Below are 18,541 nucleotides of genomic sequence, written 5' to 3'. Positions count from 1 at the left end.
CGATGAAATACGCAACACTGGTGTTGTGAAAAACGTCGGGAGCGATTCGACCGTGGTGCCGTCCGGGCACGACGGGCGGACCCGGCATGCCGTCGCACGCCTGCTGCTGGAGCAGGGCCCGGTCACCGCGGCCTCGGTCGCGGAGCAGCTGGGCCTGAGCCCCACGGCGGTGCGCAGGCACATCGACGCACTGGTGGCCGACGGTGAGGCGACCAGCAGGGAGGCGCCCCGCCTGGGGCAGCGCGGCCGGGGACGGCCGGCCAAGTTCTTCCTGCTGACCGAGCAGGGGCGGGCCCGCTTCGGGCACGCCTACGACGACCTCGCCGTGGCCGCGCTGCGCTTCCTCGCCGAACAGGGCGGGGAAGAGGCGGTGCGGACCTTCGCCGAACGACGGGTGTCCGCGTTCGTCGACCAGCACCGCGCGGCCATCGTGGCCCAACCGGACGCCGCGGCGCGGGCCAAGGCCCTCGCGGTGGCGTTGACCAGGGAGGGCTACGCTGCCTCGGCGCGCCACGTGGGGGCGGGCGAGCAGCTCTGCCAGCACCTGTGCCCCGTGGCACACGTAGCGGCGGAGTTCCCGCAGCTGTGCGAGACCGAGACGGCGGCGTTCGCCGACCTGCTCGGCACGCACGTCCAGCGCCTGGCCACCATCGCCCGCGGCGATGCCGTGTGCACGACTCACATCCCGAACACACCCCGGATCCCAGATGGAGGGGAGCCCGCATGACTGCCGCTGCCGAGCAGCGCACCACCACAGCCCCGCTCACCCAGGAAGAGACCCTGGCGAGCATCGGCAACTACGAGTTCGGCTGGTCCGACTCGGACGTGGCAGGCGCGAGCGCTCGCCGGGGCCTGAACGAGGACGTCGTTCGGGACATCTCGGCGAAGAAGAGCGAACCCGAGTGGATGTTGGACTTCCGGCTGAAGGCGCTGCGCCTGTTCGACCGCAAGCCGATGCCGACCTGGGGTTCCGACCTGTCGGGCATCGACTTCGACAACATCAAGTACTTCGTCCGGTCGACCGAGAAGCAGGCGGCGACCTGGGACGACCTGCCTGACGAGATCAAGAACACGTACGACCGCCTCGGCATCCCGGAGGCGGAGAAGCAGCGCCTGGTCTCCGGTGTCGCGGCCCAGTACGAGTCCGAGGTCGTCTACCACAAGATCCGTGAGGACCTTGAGGAGCAGGGCGTCATCTTCCTGGACACGGACACCGCGCTGAAGGAGCACCCGGAGCTGTTCCGGGAGTACTTCGGCTCCGTCATCCCCTCGGGTGACAACAAGTTCTCCGCGCTGAACTCCTCGGTGTGGTCGGGCGGCTCGTTCATCTACGTGCCCAAGGGTGTCCACGTCGACATCCCGCTCCAGGCCTACTTCCGGATCAACACCGAGAACATGGGCCAGTTCGAGCGCACGCTGATCATCGTCGACGAGGGCGCCTACGTGCACTACGTCGAGGGCTGCACCGCGCCGATCTACTCGTCGGACTCGCTGCACTCCGCGGTCGTGGAGATCATCGTGAAGAAGGGTGGTCGCTGCCGCTACACGACCATCCAGAACTGGTCGAACAACGTCTACAACCTGGTCACCAAGCGCGCGAAGGCCGAAGCGGGCGCGACCATGGAGTGGGTCGACGGCAACATCGGCTCCAAGGTGACGATGAAGTACCCGGCCGTGTTCCTGATGGGCGAGCACGCCAAGGGCGAGGTCCTCTCGATCGCGTTCGCGGGCGAGGGCCAGCACCAGGACGCCGGCGCGAAGATGGTCCACATGGCGCCGTACACGTCGTCGACGATCGTGTCGAAGTCGGTGGCGCGCGGCGGTGGCCGCACGTCGTACCGCGGCCTCGTGCAGGTCAACAAGCGGGCGCACCACTCGAAGTCGACGGTCAAGTGCGACGCGCTGCTGGTGGACAACATCAGCCGCTCGGACACCTACCCGTACGTCGACGTCCGCGAGGACGACGTGTCGATGGGCCACGAGGCCACGGTCTCGAAGGTCTCCGAGGACCAGCTGTTCTACCTGATGTCCCGCGGTCTCAACGAGGACGAGGCCATGGCCATGATCGTGCGCGGGTTCGTCGAGCCCATCGCGCGCGAGCTGCCCATGGAGTACGCGCTGGAGTTGAACCGCCTGATCGAGCTTCAGATGGAAGGGGCCGTCGGCTGACATGGCCGTCACCACCGAACAGCAGCAGCACGGCCTGACGGCCCACTCGCACGGTGCGGGTGCCCCGGTCTCCTCGCGCGCGGACCACTTCACGTCCTTCGACGTGAACGCGTTCGAGGTGCCCGGCGGTCGCGAGGAGATCTGGCGCTTCACCCCCCTGAAGCGCCTGGCGAACCTGCACAACGGCGCCGAGGCCACGGGCACGGCGACGGTCGAGGTCAAGGCGTCCGAGGGCGTCTCGGTCGAGACCGTCGGCCGGGACGACAAGCGCCTCGGCGTCGCCGGCACCCCCGGTGACCGGGTGGCCGCCCAGGCGTGGTCCTCGTTCGCCGAGGCCACCGTCCTCACCCTCCCCGGTGACGCGAAGGTCGAGCCGACCGTCGTCACGGTCACCGGGGCGGGCGTCGGCGAAATCGCCTACGGCCACCTCCACGTGCACGCCCGGCAGTTCGCCGAGGCCGTCGTGGTCATCGACCACCGCGGTTCCGGCGTGTACGCCGACAACATCGAGTTCGTCGTCGAAGACGGCGCGCACCTCACCGTCGTGGCCATCCAGGACTGGGCCGACGACGCAGTGCACGTGTCGTCGCACCACGCCAAGCTCGGCCGTGACGCGACGTTCAAGCACACCGTCATCACGCTCGGCGGCAACATCGTCCGCCTCACCCCGGTGGTCACCTACGCCGGTCGCGGCGGCGACGCCGAACTGCTCGGCCTGTACTTCGCGGACGCGGGCCAGCACCAGGAGCACCGCACCTTCATCGACCACTCGGCGTCCAACTGCCGCAGCAACGTGGTCTACAAGGGCGCCCTCCAGGGCGAGGGCGCGCACACGGTGTGGATCGGCGACGTGCTGATCCGCGCCGCGGCCGAGGGCACCGAGACGTTCGAGCTCAACCGCAACCTGATCCTCACGGACGGCGCGCGCGCCGACTCGGTGCCGAACCTGGAGATCGAGACCGGCGAGATCGAGGGCGCGGGCCACGCCAGCGCCACCGGCCGGTTCGACGACGAGCAGCTGTTCTACCTCCAGGCCCGGGGCATCCCCGAGGACCAGGCGCGCAGGCTGGTCGTGCGCGGGTTCTTCCACGAGATCCTGCTCAAGATCACCGTGCCCGAGGTGCGAGAGCGCCTGGAAGCCGCCATCGAGGCGGAGCTGGAAGCGGTGGGCGTGTGATCAAGGTGTGCTCATTGACCGACCTCGACGACCGCAAGCCCTCGGGTTTCGACGTCGGCGACGAGCACACCCCGATCGTGCTCGTCCGCGACGGCGACACCGTGCACGCGCTGCGCGATGTCTGCTCGCACGCCGAGGTCGCGTTCAGCGACGGCGGCGAGGTCGGCCGCGACGGTGTCGAGTGCTGGCTGCACGGGTCGTGCTTCGACCTGCGCACCGGCCGCCCGTCGTCGCCTCCCGCAACGGAGCCGGTCGACGTGTTCGCCGTCGAGCTCCGCGCCGGTGACGTCTACGTCGACGTCACCACGGCTGTGAACTGACTTTGGCCGCGAACTGACGTGGCCCCGAACTGACTTCCGCTCGTCACACCAGGAGAACGAACCACCAATGGCCACTCTGGAGATCAAGGACCTGCACGTCTCGGTCAACACCGACGAGGGCTCCAAGGAGATCCTCAAGGGCGTCGACCTGACCATCAACGCAGGCGAGACCCACGCGATCATGGGGCCCAACGGCTCGGGCAAGTCCACCTTGTCCTACGCCGTCGCCGGGCACCCCAAGTACCAGATCACCTCCGGCGACGTGCTGCTGGACGGCGAGAGCGTGCTGGAGATGACCGTGGACGAGCGCGCTCGCGCGGGTCTCTTCCTCGCCATGCAGTACCCCGTCGAGGTGCCCGGCGTCTCGATGTCGAACTTCCTCCGCTCCGCCGCCACCGCCGTGCGCGGCGAGGCGCCCAAGCTTCGGCACTGGGTCAAGGAGGTCAAGGAGGCGATGACCGGCCTGGACATCGACCCGGCCTTCGCCGAGCGCTCGGTCAACGAGGGCTTCTCCGGCGGCGAGAAGAAGCGCCACGAGATCCTCCAGCTGGGCCTGCTCCAGCCGAAGATCGCGATCCTGGACGAGACCGACTCGGGCCTGGACGTCGACGCGCTGCGCGTCGTGTCCGAGGGCGTGAACCGGTACAAGCAGTCCGGTGAGGTCGGCGTCATGCTGATCACGCACTACACCCGGATCCTCAAGTACATCTCGCCCGACTTCGTGCACGTGTTCGCGAACGGCCGCATCGCCGAGTCCGGCGGCCCGGAGCTCGCCGACCAGCTCGAAGCCGAGGGTTACGTGAAGTACATCGGGAAGCAGGAAGCCGCCAGCATCGGCTGACGTTGCACTTGATGTCGGCACGTCGTCGGCACGTTGTCGTGAACTCGTTTCGAGAGGAGGCGTCGGGGCAGTGACCACCACCGCTACTCCACTGGACGTCGTCACCGTCCGGGCGGATTTCCCGATCCTGGGCCGCACGGTGCGGGAAGACAAGCGGCTGGTCTACCTGGACTCCGGCGCCACCTCGCAACGCCCGAGGCAGGTCCTCGACGCCGAGCGCGCCTTCGTGGAGACCGCCAACGCCGCGGTGCACCGCGGCGCGCACCAGCTGGCCGAAGAGGCCACGGACGCCTACGAGGGCGCACGGCAGAAGATCGCCGACTTCGTGGGCGTCGGCTACGGCGAGATCGTGTTCACCAAGAACGCGACCGAGGGCGTGAACCTCGTCGCGTACGCGATGGGCAACGCGGCCACCGCCGGCCCCGAAGCCGAGCGGTTCCGCCTCGGTCCCGGTGACGAGATCGTGGTCACCGAGATGGAGCACCACGCGAACCTCGTGCCGTGGCAGCAGCTGGCCGACCGCACCGGCGCCACGCTGCGCTGGTTCGGCGTCACCGACGAGGGCAGGCTCGACCTGTCGAACATGGACGAGCTGGTCAACGCGCGGACGAAGGTCGTCGCGTTCACCCACCAGTCCAACGTGCTCGGCACCGTCAACCCGGTCCGCGAGCTGGCGGACGCGGCGCGCGAGGTCGGCGCGCTGACCGTGCTGGACGCCTGCCAGTCCGTGCCCCACGGCCCGGTCGACTTCAAGGCGCTCGGCGTGGACTTCGCCGTGTTCAGCGGCCACAAGATGCTCGGCCCGTCCGGCATCGGCGTCCTCTACGGCCGCCGTGAGCTGCTGGAGGCGCTGCCGCCGTTCCTCACCGGCGGTTCGATGATCGAGATGGTCCGGATGGCGAAGTCCACCTTCGCCCCGCCGCCCGCGCGGTTCGAGGCAGGCGTGCCCATGACGTCGCAGGCCGTGGCGCTGGGCGCGGCGGTCGACTACCTCAAGGCCGTGGGCATGGACCGGATCGCCGAGCACGAGCACGTGCTCACCGAAGCGGCGCTGCGGGGTCTCGCGGAGATCCCCGGCGTCCGGATCGTCGGACCACTGGACACGGTGGACCGCGGCGGCGCGGTGTCGTTCGACGTCGAAGGCATCCACGCGCACGACGCCGGCCAGGTGCTCGACAGCCTGGGCGTCGCGGTGCGCGTCGGCCACCACTGCGCGTGGCCCCTGCACCAGCGGTTGAACGTCGCCGCGACCGTGCGGGCCAGCTTCTACCTGTACAACACACTGGACGAGGTGGACGCATTGGTCGACGCCGTCCGCGAGGCGCAGAGGTTCTTCGGCGTCCGATGACTTTTGGGTGGGCGTGAGATGCAGTTGCAGCAGATGTACCAGGAGATCATCCTGGATCACTACAAGAACCCGCACGGGCGCGGCCTGCGCGACCCGTTCGACGCCGAGTCGCACCAGATCAACCCGACCTGCGGCGACGAGGTGACGTTGCGGGTCAGCCTGGACGGCGACACCGTGCGCGACGTCTCGTACGACGGGCAGGGCTGTTCCATCAGCCAGGCGTCCACCTCGGTGCTGACGGACCTGGTGGTGGGCAGGCCGCTCGGCGAGGCGTTCAAGAAGATGGACGCGTTCGTTGAGCTCATGCAGGGCCGCGGCAAGGTCGAGCCCGATGAGGAAGTCCTGGAGGACGGCATCGCGTTCGCGGGCGTGGCGAAGTACCCGGCGCGCGTGAAGTGCGCGCTGCTGGGCTGGATGGCGTTCAAGGACGCGGTGGCACGCAGCGAGGGAGCAAAGGCATGACCGCCGAAGAAGACGTGGTGCGCGGTGTCGAGGGCATGCCCGAGGCGCCTGCGCCGAAGGCAGACGTCCCGACGTTGGACGACCTCGAGGAGGCCATGCGCGACGTGGTCGACCCCGAGCTCGGCATCAACGTCGTCGACCTGGGTCTGGTGTACGACATCCGGGTGGACGAGGACAACGTCGCGATCATCGACATGACGCTGACGTCCGCGGCCTGCCCGCTGACCGACGTCATCGAGGACCAGACCCGGTCCGCGCTGGTCGGCGGTGGCGGTGGCAGCACCGGGATCGTCAGCGACTTCCGCATCAACTGGGTCTGGATGCCCCCGTGGGGCCCCGAGAAGATCACCGACGACGGCCGCGACCAACTCCGCGCCCTCGGCTTCACCGTCTGACACCCACCCGGCGCAGCACCAGCCCGGCGCAGACCCCCACACCGTGAGGCCTGCACACCGCCAGACCGCTCCACCCGGAACGCTTCGCAGGGGTCCCCGCCAAGGGGACCCCTGCTTTGATTTTACCGGCGGGGTCCGACAATTCCGGGCCGCGGACGTCGACTGTCCACAGCCGACAACGGCTGTCCACAAGGGTGCGAAGCGTTCCCGAAGCGGTGCGGAGCAGCGTGCGCGGCAAGCTCAAGCGCTCAAGCGCCGGCGTACACGCGCTCCACGAACTCGGCGATCTGGCTCTCGTCCAAGTGCCGCGCGATGTCCGCCTCCGACACCATCCCCACCAACCGGTGGTTCTCCAGCACCGGCAGCCGGCGGATCTGGTTGTCCTCCATGGTCCGCAGCACGTGCGACATGTCGTCGTCCGCGTTCACCCAGTGCAGGTGCCCGGACATCTCCCCGGCCTTCATCGACGCCGGATCCCGCCCCTCCGCCACGCACCGCAGCACGATGTCGCGGTCCGTGATGATCCCGTGCAGCTTGTCGTCCTTGCCGCAGATCGGCAGCGAGCCGACGCCCAGGTCCCGCATCATCCGCGCCGCGTCGAGCAGGTTCTGGTCCTCTTTGACGCACTGGACACCGGCGTTCATGATTTCCCGTGCGGTGGTCATGGCGAACCTCCTTGGTCGTCTGGCACAAGGATGCGCCGACCAGCCGCCGTCTACACATCGCAGCCGCCGTCTACACGTCGAAAAGGTCCGGCTACGTCTGGGCCCGCTATGTCTGGGCGACCAGCATCTCCACCACGTCCAGCAACGACCCGCGCCGCCGATAGGCCCGCCGCTGCCGCGCCGCCCCCGTCCCGTCCAGCAGCACCCGGTCGAGACCGTCCAGCACCAGGTCCTCGTCCCCGGCCGACCGCAACGCCGAACGCGTCCAGTCCACAAGGGAACGCACCACGTCCACCGCGGGCACCAACCGGCCGGTGTGCGGCTCGATCGCGGCCCCGTCCAACCCGTCCCGCGCCGCACGCCACAACGCCGTCCGCAACGCCAAGTCCGACACCCGGTGGGCAGGCCGACCATCCATCGCCGTACGCGCGATCGCCCGCACGAGAGCCGCGAGCACCACGGCCTCGTCCACCGTCGCCGCCACGTCGCACACCCGCAGTTCCACCGTCGGGTGACGGGCCGACAGCCGCACGTCCCAGTAGACCATCGCCGCGTCCAACGCCGCCCCGGCCGTCCGCAGCACCCCCGTGTGCCGGTGGTAGTCCTCCGCCGACTCGAACCACGGCGGCGGGCCGGCCGACGGCCACGGGCTCCACGCCAGGTAACGCGAACTCGCGTACCCCGTGTCCCGACCTTCCGCGAACGGGGAGTTCGCGCTGATCGCCAACAGCGCCGGCAGCCACTGCCGCAGGTGATTGCTGACCAGCACGCCGGTCTCCTCGTCCGGGATGCCGATGTGCACGTGGCACCCGCAGATGGTCAACCCGTCGATCAACGTCCCGTACTCGGCGGCGATGGTCCGGTACCGGTCGTCGTCGGCCAACGGCGGCGGCCTGTCCCCGCCGAACACCGGCGTCCCCGTCGCCACGATCCGCGCGCCGTGCCCACTCGCCAACGCCGCCAGCGCACCCCGTGCGGCCAGCAGCTGCGCCTTCACCTCGGCCATGGTCCGGCACACCGGAGTGGCGCTCTCCACCTGGTAGAGGGTCATCTCCTGCTGGAGGTCCAGCGCCGACCGCACCCCGCCGAGCACCGCGGGGGCCAACGGCATGAGCGTCCCGGTGTCCGCGTCGACGAGCAGGAACTCCTCCTCGACCCCCACGGACAACGGAAGGTCGGAGACGACTCGTGGAAGCGGTAGGGCGGTGACCTCGCTCACCAGGACCTCCCTGCGCTGGGTAGTCATCCTGATGCTATGAGTAATCGATCGGGCAGCGCATGCGTCGAAGTGGTGAACTTCCCTGACTTCCCCTAACTTACCGCCAGATGCGGCCCGCCGCGCAGGACGTCGACGTGGTCGCTGCCCGGCCGACCCAGCACCCAACTCGTGCCGCGCAACGACTTCGCGTGCTCCTTCAACGGCGCGAGCAGCCGGGACACCTCCCGGTACGACCCCACCGTCCCCGCCGCGCAGATCAACGTCGCCAGCGACAACGTCACCCCGCGACCCTCCGCCTCGAACGGCGAGTCCAGCACCGCGGCGGCGAACGGCACGATCTCGTTCAGCCCCGCGACCACCAGGAAGTCGTCCCCGCCGACGTGCCCGACCTGCACGCCCGGGTACGTCGCCGCGCCCTCCGTCAACGAACGCCCTATGGCGCGGATCAGGTCGTCACCCGCCGCGAACCCGGCCGAGTCGTTCACCCGCTTGAACGCGTCCACGTCCAGCCAGCCCACCGCGAACAGGTCGCCGCCCATGATCCGCCGGTCCACCTCGCGCGCGATCGAGTCACTGCCCGGCAGCCTGGTCAGCGGGCTCAGCGCCGCCGCCTGCTCCACCTTCATCTCGGCCACACCGCGCACCACGTCCGCGACCCGCACCACGCCCAGGCAGCGGTCGTCGTCGTCCACGACCACCAGGTCGTCGTTGGTCCGCTCGCGGTTCGCGTGCGCCACCACGTCCAGCAGGTCCAACGCGCTCGAATCCGCGCCGATCAGCTTCGGCTTGTCCGCCAGCCGCGCCGCCTCCCGCTTGGCGTGCAGGGCGTGCCCGAACGGCCCCGTCACACCCAGCAGGAACCGGTTGCGGTCCACCGTCCAGAGCGGCCGGCCCTCGTCGTCCACCAGCACCACGCCGGTCACCGTCGGCTGGTTCGCCAGCACCTCCCGGACGTCCTCGGACGTCGCCGACTCGGGCAGCGTGGTCGCCGGGTGCAGGAAGTCGGTGACCCGCGGCCCCGAGTTGCGCCGCAACGGCCCGGTCATCGTCTTGGTGACCGCCTCCGGGTCGCTGACCTCGCTCAACACCGCCGAGATCGTCGCGTCCACCTTGGGCCGGCGCTGCGCGGTCGCCAGCAGGTTGCCCTGCGCCAGCCGCACGCCGAGGCGGCGCAGCGCCCCCAGCTCCGCCTCCGTCTCCACGCCCTCCGCCACGATCAGCGACCCGATGTGCTCGCACACGTGCTGCAACGCCTGGACCAGCGCGTACCGGGCGGGGTCGGACGGCAGCGCGACCACCACCTCGCGGTCCAGCTTGACCATGTCCGGCTGCACCTCGGTGAGCAGCGACAACGGCGTGTCACCTTCGCCGACCCCGTCCAGAGCGATCTTGAACCCGTCCTCGCGCAACCGGTCGATGCCCTTGACCAGCAGCCGGCGCGGCGCCCGCGAGTACGGCGTGCCGACCTCCAGGACCAGGTCTGCGGGGGTGCGGCCGGTCTCGCGCAGCGCGCCGTACAGCGGGGCCATGAACTCGGGCTTGTCCGCGATCGTCATCGCGAGGAGGTTCACGTGCAGCGGCACGCCCAGGCCGTGGTCGGCCGCATGGCGGATCGCGCGGCACGCGAGGGCCACGTCGGTGTTCGCCAGGTACCCCGCGCGGAACGCCATCCGCAGCAGGTCCTGCACGTTGCCGTCGTGCGGCCGGGCCAGTGCCTCCACCGCCACGACCCCTCCGGTGTGGAGGTTGAACAACGGCTGGAAGGCGAAGCGAACGTCATCCAGCAAGGCGGGCACGGCAACGATCGTGCCTGGTCGATCTTCTTTTGCCGAGAGCGTTAACCAGGAGTTTCCAAACTTTTGGCCGATTGCACAGGAAATGCCAAGCGGGCACGCATGCGCCAACCCGCCGAACCGAACAGCCGGAGCATCGCGCGGACCGTTCCCCGCAGGTCATCGTCCCCGTCGAGGTAGTCTCGTTGAAGATTGTCGGGCAATTGGAAAAAGTGGTTGAAGAATTCCGGAACCTCGTCGGGCCGCATGGCCAGCAACGCCGCGAGGCCCCTCAGTCGCAAGCCGCGCACCACCCGTTCGGACGCCGACCGCGTTACCGGACGCCCGTCCGCGATCGCCTCCGCCACCACCGGCGCCCGCCGCAACGCCGCCGCCACGCTGTACCCCGTCGCCGGGTGGATCGACCCGGCCGCCGCGCCGAAGGCGCCGTTCCGCGCACGCCCGTCCAACGCGATGCGCACCCGCTCCTCACCGTCCGGCACGGGGATGCCGTGCGCGGCCAGACGCGAGTGCAACCGCAGTCGCAACTCGCCCAACGGCAGACCGGGCCGCCGGGCCAACGACGTCTCCTCCAGCAGCACCTCGTCCGCAGACACCGGGATCGCGTAGAGGAACGTCGGATCGGCCGTCGTCGCCGCGGGCGGCCTGCGCCAGTCCATGATCAGCGCCTCGTCCGCACCCACGAACGGCGCCGCGTGCTCCGCCGGGACCACCACACCGACCGCCGTCTGCGCCGCACGACCGCCCGCCGCGCCGGTCGCGTCGACCACCCGGCCGGTGACCACTCGTCCACCGGCCACCGCCACCTCCGTGGACGACCACCCGACCACCCGGCCCGCGACCACCCGCACCTCCTCCGGCAGCCACCGCAACCGCTCGTTGTCCAACACCGCGTACCCACGCGCGATGACGTGCTCGGCCGTCGTCACGGCACGCGACCTCGACGACGCCACCGCGATCGGCGCGTCAGCCGGCAACTGGTCCACCCACCCCGCGTAGGTCGCCCGCCACGGCCGTCCCGGGTTCGGATCGACCAACGTCGTCCCCAGGCCCTTCGCCGCACACGCGCGCGCCAGCGCCCGACCCGCCGGGCCACCACCCACCACGACGACGTCCACTTAGCGCTTCTCCGGACGTTGCGGCGGCTGCACGTTGCCCAACAGCAGCGGCTGGTACTGCTGCACCACGTCCGCCAACTGCGCCACCGTCCGCTCGATCGCCTGCCGCGCCGCGTTGCGCTCCGCGATCACCGCCGACAACAGCAGCGCCGTCAACACCGTCGTGGCGTTGAACGCCTGCAACGTCACCATGCGCACGAAGAGGTCCAGCCCCGCGAAAGGGCCGGAACTCATCGCCGCCCCACGTGCCGCCAGGGTCGTCGCGATCAGCGCGCACGGCGCCGTGCCCAGGTGCTGGAAGCGCAGCGCCGCCCAGATGAGGAACGGGAACACCAGGTACATCAGCCGGAGGTCGTGCGTCGTCGCCACCGCCATGACCACCGTCGTGCTCACCAGCAGTGCGGCGGCTTCCATCCACCGGCGTGCGGGGTGGTTCCGCAGGCGCAGGGTGCGGAACGCCAACGCGATCGGCACGAGCACCAGGACGCCCAGCGCGTCACCGGTCCACCACACGGCCCACGTCGACCAGAAACCGGCTCCGTCGATCACCCCGGTCAGCAGGAGCGTGCCGCTGCCGATCGTCGCGCTGACCGCCATGGCCACGAACGCGCCCAGGAACACCAACGTGAGCGCGTCACGCGTGCGGTCCATCTCCTGTCGGAAACCCGCCCGACTGAGCAACAGGTAGGCGACCACCGGGCCGAGCGTGTTGCCCGCACTGATGAGGACCGTGGAGCCGATGTCGGTCAGCGTGGCGTTGACCGCGAACGCGCCCACCGCGACACCCGGCCACATCCTCAGCCCACCGAGCACCAGCGCGAGCACCGCGACACCGGTCGGCGGCCACAGCGGGGTCACCTGGTCGTTGACCAACGCCTGGAGAAGGCCGAGACGCGCGCCCAGGTAGTAGCCGGCCGCCACCAAGAGGAGATGGAGCGCGTACCGACCGAGCCGAGGCGAGAGCTGCACCGGCCCAGCATCCACCGTTCCAGGGGGTCGCACCACGCCTAGCTGCGGAGACGCCGTAACCGACCCCCCGATTTCACTATCCAGGGACACTCGTGTAGCTTTCTCCATGTCAGCGCGGAACGGGCCGGAGAGAGACCGGAACGGAGCGCGGCGAACATAGAAGCCCCGGATCGAATCACTGAATGTGATGAGTGACGGTGTGCGCGTGTTCTTTGAGAACTCAACAGCGTGCCGAATAGCCAGTAAATTTATGAACCTCTGTCAAGAGGTTTCCTTTGAGATTGTTACTGGACAACTGACATTAATGTCAGTGTTGTTCGGAGCGATCAAACATTCCTTATTGGAGAGTTTGATCCTGGCTCAGGACGAACGCTGGCGGCGTGCTTAACACATGCAAGTCGAGCGGTAAGGCCCTTCGGGGTACACGAGCGGCGAACGGGTGAGTAACACGTGGGTAACCTGCCCTGTACTCTGGGATAAGCCTGGGAAACTAGGTCTAATACCGGATATGACCTGCCTCCGCATGGTGGTGGGTGGAAAGTTCCGGCGGTACAGGATGGACCCGCGGCCTATCAGCTTGTTGGTGGGGTAATGGCCTACCAAGGCGACGACGGGTAGCCGGCCTGAGAGGGTGACCGGCCACACTGGGACTGAGACACGGCCCAGACTCCTACGGGAGGCAGCAGTGGGGAATATTGCACAATGGGCGAAAGCCTGATGCAGCGACGCCGCGTGAGGGATGACGGCCTTCGGGTTGTAAACCTCTTTCAGCGGGGACGAAGGGCAACTGACGGTACCCGCAGAAGAAGCACCGGCTAACTACGTGCCAGCAGCCGCGGTAATACGTAGGGTGCGAGCGTTGTCCGGAATTATTGGGCGTAAAGAGCTCGTAGGCGGTTTGTTGCGTCGGCTGTGAAAACTTCACGCTTAACGTGGAGCCTGCAGTCGATACGGGCAGACTTGAGTTCGGCAGGGGAGACTGGAATTCCTGGTGTAGCGGTGAAATGCGCAGATATCAGGAGGAACACCGGTGGCGAAGGCGGGTCTCTGGGCCGATACTGACGCTGAGGAGCGAAAGCGTGGGGAGCGAACAGGATTAGATACCCTGGTAGTCCACGCCGTAAACGGTGGGTGCTAGGTGTGGGGGACTTCCACGTCCTCCGTGCCGCAGCTAACGCATTAAGCACCCCGCCTGGGGAGTACGGCCGCAAGGCTAAAACTCAAAGGAATTGACGGGGGCCCGCACAAGCGGCGGAGCATGTGGATTAATTCGATGCAACGCGAAGAACCTTACCTGGGCTTGACATGCACTGGAAAGCCGTAGAGATACGGCCCCCCTTGTGGCCGGTGTACAGGTGGTGCATGGCTGTCGTCAGCTCGTGTCGTGAGATGTTGGGTTAAGTCCCGCAACGAGCGCAACCCTCGTTCCATGTTGCCAGCGCGTAATGGCGGGGACTCATGGGAGACTGCCGGGGTCAACTCGGAGGAAGGTGGGGATGACGTCAAGTCATCATGCCCCTTATGTCCAGGGCTTCACACATGCTACAATGGCCGGTACAGAGGGCTGCTAAGCCGTGAGGTGGAGCGAATCCCACAAAGCCGGTCTCAGTTCGGATCGGGGTCTGCAACTCGACCCCGTGAAGTCGGAGTCGCTAGTAATCGCAGATCAGCAACGCTGCGGTGAATACGTTCCCGGGCCTTGTACACACCGCCCGTCACGTCACGAAAGTCGGTAACACCCGAAGCCCGTGGCCCAACCCGTAAGGGGGGGAGCGGTCGAAGGTGGGACTGGCGATTGGGACGAAGTCGTAACAAGGTAGCCGTACCGGAAGGTGCGGCTGGATCACCTCCTTTCTAAGGAGCATTCCTCACCGGTCTTCTTTCGAGAGGGCCTGTGGAGAGCCATGCCGGCGGCGAATGATCGTCGGATGGTTGCTCAATGATGTGGATGCTGGCTATATACAGAATCCTGGGTTGTTTGGGGAGTTAGTACGGTTCCTTCGGGAACATGGAAGGGTCTCCAGAGGGTTCGAGACTTCTGTTCGGCACGCTGTTGGGTCCTGAGGGAACACGCACAGTGTTTTGCTCAGCGAGGAAGCGACAGGACGGTCTCCGTCCGCGAACCGCCGGGTAGCCGGTAGGCGTGGGCAGTGTGGGGCGGTGTCTGGTTGTTCTTTGAGAACTGCACAGTGGATGCGAGCATCTTTGTGGCAAGTTATTAAGGGCACACGGTGGATGCCTTGGCACCAGGAGCCGATGAAGGACGTAGGAGACTGCGAAAAGCCTTGGGGAGCTGTCAACCGAGCTGAGATCCAAGGGTATCCGAATGGGGAAACCCGGCCCCAGTCATGTGGGGTCACCCACGCCTGAACACATAGGGCGTGTGGAGGGAACGCGGGGAAGTGAAACATCTCAGTACCCGCAGGAAGAGAAAACAACCGTGATTCCGTGAGTAGTGGCGAGCGAAAGCGGAAGAGGCTAAACCGTATTCGTGTGATACCCGGCAGGGGTTGCGTGTGCGGGGTCGTGGGACCTGTTCGTCAGTTCTGCCGAGCTGACAAGAAGTCATAAAACGGTGTCGTTAGCGGAATGCGTCTGGAAAGCGTGGCCGTAGAGGGTGAAAGTCCCGTACGCGAAAACTCACCGTCTTCTTACAGTGTTCCCAAGTAGCAGCGTACTCGTGAAATTCGCTGTGAATCTGGCGGGACCACCCGCTAAGCCTAAATACTACCTGGTGACCGATAGCGGACTAGTACCGTGAGGGAAAGGTGAAAAGTACCCCGGGAGGGGAGTGAAATAGTACCTGAAACCGTGTGCCTACAATCCGTCGGAGCCTTTAGGGGTGACGGCGTGCCTTTTGAAGAATGAGCCTGCGAGTTAGTGCTGCGTGGCGAGGTTAACCCGTGTGGGGTAGCCGTAGCGAAAGCGAGTCCGAATAGGGCGTTTGAGTCGCGTGGTCTAGACCCGAAGCGGAGTGATCTAGCCATGGCCAGGGTGAAGCGTGGGTAAGACTACGTGGAGGCCCGAACCCACCAGGGTTGAAAACCTGGGGGATGAGCTGTGGTTAGGGGTGAAAGGCCAATCAAACTCCGTGATAGCTGGTTCTCCCCGAAATGCATTTAGGTGCAGCGTCGTGTGTTTCGTGCCGGAGGTAGAGCACTGGATGGTCTAGGGGGCCCACAAGCTTACCGAAATCAACCAAACTCCGAATGCCGGTACGTGAGAGCGCGGCAGTGAGACTGCGGGGGATAAGCTTCGTAGTCGAGAGGGAAACAGCCCAGAACGCCGGCTAAGGCCCCTAAGTGTGTGCTAAGTGGGAAAGGATGTGGGGTCGCCCAGACAACCAGGAGGTTGGCTTAGAAGCAGCCACCCTTTAAAGAGTGCGTAATAGCTCACTGGTCAAGTGGTCCTGCGCCGACAATGTAGCGGGGCTCAAGCACACCGCCGAAGCCGTGTCATTTCAGTGTAACGCTGGGATGGGTAGGGGAGCGTCGTTCAGCCATTGAAGCGCCGGAGTGATCCAGGTGTGGAGGCTGGACGAGTGAGAATGCAGGCATGAGTAGCGAAAGACGAGTGAGAAACTCGTCCGCCGGATGACCAAGGGTTCCTGGGCCAGGCTAATCCGCCCAGGGTAAGTCGGGACCTAAGGCGAGGCCGACAGGCGTAGTCGATGGACAACGGGTTGATATTCCCGTACCCGTGTGAACGCGCCCATGGCGAACCTTGTGATACTAACCGCCCGAAGCCCATCCTACTCCTTCGGGAGTGGGGTGACGTGGAGCGCGGGACCTGAACTTGTAGTAGTCAAGCGATGGGGTGACGCAGGAGGGTAGCTCCGCCAGTGAGTGGTAGTACTGGTGTAAGCGTGTAGGCCGTAGCATAGGCAAATCCGTGCTGCATTAAGGCTGAGACGTGATGCATAGCCGATTGAGGCGAAGTAGAGTGATCCCATGCTGCCGAGAAAAGCCTCTAGTGAGTGTTCATGCGGCCCGTACCCCAAACCGACACAGGTGGTCAGGTAGAGAATACCGAGGCGATCGGGCGAACTGTGGTTAAGGAACTCGGCAAAATGCCCCCGTAACTTCGGGAGAAGGGGGGCCGAGGGATTTGAAGCCCCTTGCGGGCTAGGATTTTTCGGCCGCAGAGACCAGCGAGAAGCGACTGTTTACTAAAAACACAGGTCCGTGCGAAGTCGCAAGACGATGTATACGGACTGACGCCTGCCCGGTGCTGGAACGTTAAGGGGACCGGTTAGTCTTTCGGGGCGAAGCTGAGAACTTAAGCGCCAGTAAACGGCGGTGGTAACTATAACCATCCTAAGGTAGCGAAATTCCTTGTCGGGTAAGTTCCGACCTGCACGAATGGCGTAACGACTTCTCGACTGTCTCAACCACAGGCCCGGCGAAATTGCATTACGAGTAAAGATGCTCGTTACGCGCGGCAGGACGGAAAGACCCCGGGACCTTTACTATAGCTTGGTATTGGTGTTCGGTTCGGCTTGTGTAGGATAGGTGGGAGACTGTGAAGCGCTGACGCCAGTCAGTGTGGAGTCGTCGTTGAAATACCACTCTGGTCGTACTGGATGTCTAACCTCGGTCCGTGATCCGGATCAGGGACAGTGCCTGGTGGGTAGTTTAACTGGGGCGGTTGCCTCCCAAAGGGTAACGGAGGCGCTCAAAGGTTCCCTCAGCCTGGTTGGCAATCAGGTGTCGAGTGCAAGTGCACAAGGGAGCTTGACTGTGAGACCGACAGGTCGAGCAGGGACGAAAGTCGGAACTAGTGATCCGGCCATGGCTTGTGGAAGCGTGGTCGCTCAACGGATAAAAGGTACCCCGGGGATAACAGGCTGATCTTGCCCAAGAGTCCATATCGACGGCATGGTTTGGCACCTCGATGTCGGCTCGTCGCATCCTGGGGCTGGAGTAGGTCCCAAGGGTTGGGCTGTTCGCCCATTAAAGCGGTACGCGAGCTGGGTTTAGAACGTCGTGAGACAGTTCGGTCCCTATCCGCCGCGCGCGTAGGATACTTGCGGAAGGCTGTCCCTAGTACGAGAGGACCGGGACGGACGGACCTCTGGTGTGCCAGTTGTCCTGCCAAGGGCATTGCTGGTTGGCTACGTTCGGAAGGGATAACCGCTGAAAGCATCTAAGCGGGAAGCCTGTTCCTAGATGAGGTATCCCACCCCTTTGTGGGTTAAGGCCCCCAACAGACCATTGGGTTGATAGGCCGGAGATGGAAGGTCGGTAACGGCTGGAGTTGACCGGTACTAATAGGCCGAGGACTTGTCATGAAGACGCTACGCATCCACTGTGCGGTTCTGAAAGAACCGAACCGGACCACCAGGTCCACCACGACGATTGTTGTCGGCGGTGGGTCGGGTGCCTACGGGTTGGTAATTTCATAGTGTTTCGGTGGTCATAGCGGTTGGGGAACACCCGGTCCCATTCCGAACCCGGTAGTTAAGCCTTCCAGCGCCGATGGTACTGCACTCGTGAGGGTGTGGGAGAGTAGGACGCCGCCGAACATACTTCGCCTTCAGGGGCACTCGTTTAATGCGAGTGCCCCTGAAGGCTTTTTTGCGTTCCAGCACCTCAGAGGTGAGCCCGGATCTGACGGACGGGCTGTCCCAACGCCTCGGCCAGCGTGGACAACTCGGCATCGCTGAGCCAGAGGCGCTCGGGATTCCACACCGTGATCTCGAACCGGGCGAACCCGCACGGCCAGTCGTAGCGCAGCGCGTCCAACGACGTGTTGCCACCACAGCACGGAACCTCGACGTCCAGCGTCGGGAAGCCGCTGTCGCAGTGGGCTTCGAGCAGGTCACCCCACCACTCCACCGGGATCGACCCGCCGCACAGGTCGCATTCGATCTGCTCCAGGTTGGCGCCGCAGTCCACCACGGTGAGCACGTCGTGCCAGGTGACGTCGATGCGCACGTCCTCCAGACCGGCCACCACTCGGGCGGCCCGATCGGCGGCTGCCTGGTCCGGCTGCCAGTGCGGATCGGTCGGGATGACGGAGAGGACGTCGTCACTCATGGCGTCACGATGTTATCGACAGCCCGG

Annotated in this window: 14 protein-coding genes and 3 rRNA genes; 11 read left to right on the top strand and 6 right to left on the bottom strand. The window is 66.0% G+C overall.

The window, feature by feature from the left end:
• Window positions 1–25: 25 nt before the first annotated feature.
• The 8 genes from F4560_RS20400 (at window position 26) to F4560_RS20365 (ending at window position 6,712) form a co-directional block, all read left to right on the top strand.
• On the top strand, window positions 26–727 hold the full coding sequence (locus tag F4560_RS20400) for a helix-turn-helix transcriptional regulator (protein ID WP_184922217.1): 702 nt from the start codon (window positions 26–28) through the stop codon (window positions 725–727).
• Window positions 724–2,169, top strand: a complete 1,446-nt coding sequence (gene sufB / locus F4560_RS20395; protein ID WP_184922215.1) for a Fe-S cluster assembly protein SufB — start codon at window positions 724–726, stop codon at window positions 2,167–2,169. The genes F4560_RS20400 and sufB overlap by 4 nt, the downstream gene beginning before the upstream one ends.
• A gap of 1 nt (window position 2,170) precedes the next feature.
• Window positions 2,171–3,346, top strand: coding sequence for a Fe-S cluster assembly protein SufD (gene sufD, locus F4560_RS20390; protein ID WP_184922213.1), 1,176 nt, complete (start codon window positions 2,171–2,173; stop codon window positions 3,344–3,346).
• On the top strand, window positions 3,343–3,666 hold the full coding sequence (locus tag F4560_RS20385) for a non-heme iron oxygenase ferredoxin subunit (protein WP_184922211.1): 324 nt from the start codon (window positions 3,343–3,345) through the stop codon (window positions 3,664–3,666). Before sufD ends, F4560_RS20385 begins: the two co-directional genes overlap by 4 nt.
• A 67-nt stretch (window positions 3,667–3,733) precedes the next feature.
• Window positions 3,734–4,507 carry a Fe-S cluster assembly ATPase SufC gene (sufC, locus tag F4560_RS20380; protein WP_184922208.1) on the top strand — a complete coding sequence of 258 codons (774 nt, stop codon included), beginning with the start codon at window positions 3,734–3,736 and terminating at the stop codon, window positions 4,505–4,507.
• 70 nt (window positions 4,508–4,577) lie between these two features.
• Window positions 4,578–5,855 carry a cysteine desulfurase gene (locus tag F4560_RS20375; protein ID WP_184922207.1) on the top strand — a complete coding sequence of 426 codons (1,278 nt, stop codon included), beginning with the start codon at window positions 4,578–4,580 and terminating at the stop codon, window positions 5,853–5,855.
• An 18-nt stretch (window positions 5,856–5,873) separates the two neighbouring features.
• On the top strand, window positions 5,874–6,317 hold the full coding sequence (gene sufU, locus F4560_RS20370; RefSeq protein WP_184922206.1) for a Fe-S cluster assembly sulfur transfer protein SufU: 444 nt from the start codon (window positions 5,874–5,876) through the stop codon (window positions 6,315–6,317).
• 35 nt (window positions 6,318–6,352) lie between these two features.
• Window positions 6,353–6,712, top strand: a complete 360-nt coding sequence (locus F4560_RS20365) for a metal-sulfur cluster assembly factor (protein ID WP_246478614.1) — start codon at window positions 6,353–6,355, stop codon at window positions 6,710–6,712.
• 248 nt (window positions 6,713–6,960) lie between these two features.
• Here F4560_RS20365 and F4560_RS20360 read toward each other — a convergent pair whose 3' ends face one another.
• The 5 genes from F4560_RS20360 to F4560_RS20340 all read right to left on the bottom strand — a co-directional run bounded on the left by F4560_RS20360 (window position 6,961) and on the right by F4560_RS20340 (window position 12,476).
• Entirely contained in the window at window positions 6,961–7,377 is a 417-nt protein-coding gene (locus F4560_RS20360) for a CBS domain-containing protein (RefSeq protein WP_184922204.1), read from the bottom strand.
• 106 nt (window positions 7,378–7,483) lie between these two features.
• Window positions 7,484–8,596, bottom strand: coding sequence for a carboxylate-amine ligase (locus F4560_RS20355; protein ID WP_184922203.1), 1,113 nt, complete (start codon window positions 8,594–8,596; stop codon window positions 7,484–7,486).
• A 92-nt stretch (window positions 8,597–8,688) separates the two neighbouring features.
• Window positions 8,689–10,392 (bottom strand): GGDEF domain-containing protein, encoded by a 1,704-nt coding sequence (locus F4560_RS20350; protein WP_184922202.1) that lies wholly within the window; start codon window positions 10,390–10,392, stop codon window positions 8,689–8,691.
• 41 nt (window positions 10,393–10,433) lie between these two features.
• Window positions 10,434–11,507, bottom strand: a complete 1,074-nt coding sequence (locus F4560_RS20345) for a lycopene cyclase family protein (protein WP_184922201.1) — start codon at window positions 11,505–11,507, stop codon at window positions 10,434–10,436.
• On the bottom strand, window positions 11,508–12,476 hold the full coding sequence (locus tag F4560_RS20340) for an MASE1 domain-containing protein (RefSeq protein WP_312869384.1): 969 nt from the start codon (window positions 12,474–12,476) through the stop codon (window positions 11,508–11,510). It lies immediately after the preceding gene.
• 337 nt (window positions 12,477–12,813) lie between these two features.
• On the opposite strand from F4560_RS20340, the gene F4560_RS20335 reads away from it, so the two are divergent.
• The 3 genes from F4560_RS20335 to rrf all read left to right on the top strand — a co-directional run bounded on the left by F4560_RS20335 (window position 12,814) and on the right by rrf (window position 18,000).
• Window positions 12,814–14,330: ribosomal RNA gene (locus F4560_RS20335) — 16S ribosomal RNA — on the top strand.
• Window positions 14,331–14,684: 354 nt separating this feature from the next.
• Window positions 14,685–17,766: ribosomal RNA gene (locus F4560_RS20330) — 23S ribosomal RNA — on the top strand.
• A gap of 117 nt (window positions 17,767–17,883) precedes the next feature.
• Window positions 17,884–18,000 (top strand): 5S ribosomal RNA (gene rrf / locus F4560_RS20325).
• The 16S, 23S and 5S rRNA genes sit together here, the layout of an rRNA operon.
• Window positions 18,001–18,067: 67 nt before the next feature.
• On the opposite strand, the gene F4560_RS20320 is transcribed toward rrf, so the two are convergent.
• Window positions 18,068–18,514, bottom strand: coding sequence for a hypothetical protein (locus F4560_RS20320; protein WP_184922197.1), 447 nt, complete (start codon window positions 18,512–18,514; stop codon window positions 18,068–18,070).
• Between the last annotated feature and the right edge of the window lie 27 nt (window positions 18,515–18,541).

This window comes from Saccharothrix ecbatanensis (assembly GCF_014205015.1).
GTDB lineage: Bacteria > Actinomycetota > Actinomycetes > Mycobacteriales > Pseudonocardiaceae > Actinosynnema > Actinosynnema ecbatanense.
This window is presented reverse-complemented; position numbering and strand designations above follow the sequence as displayed.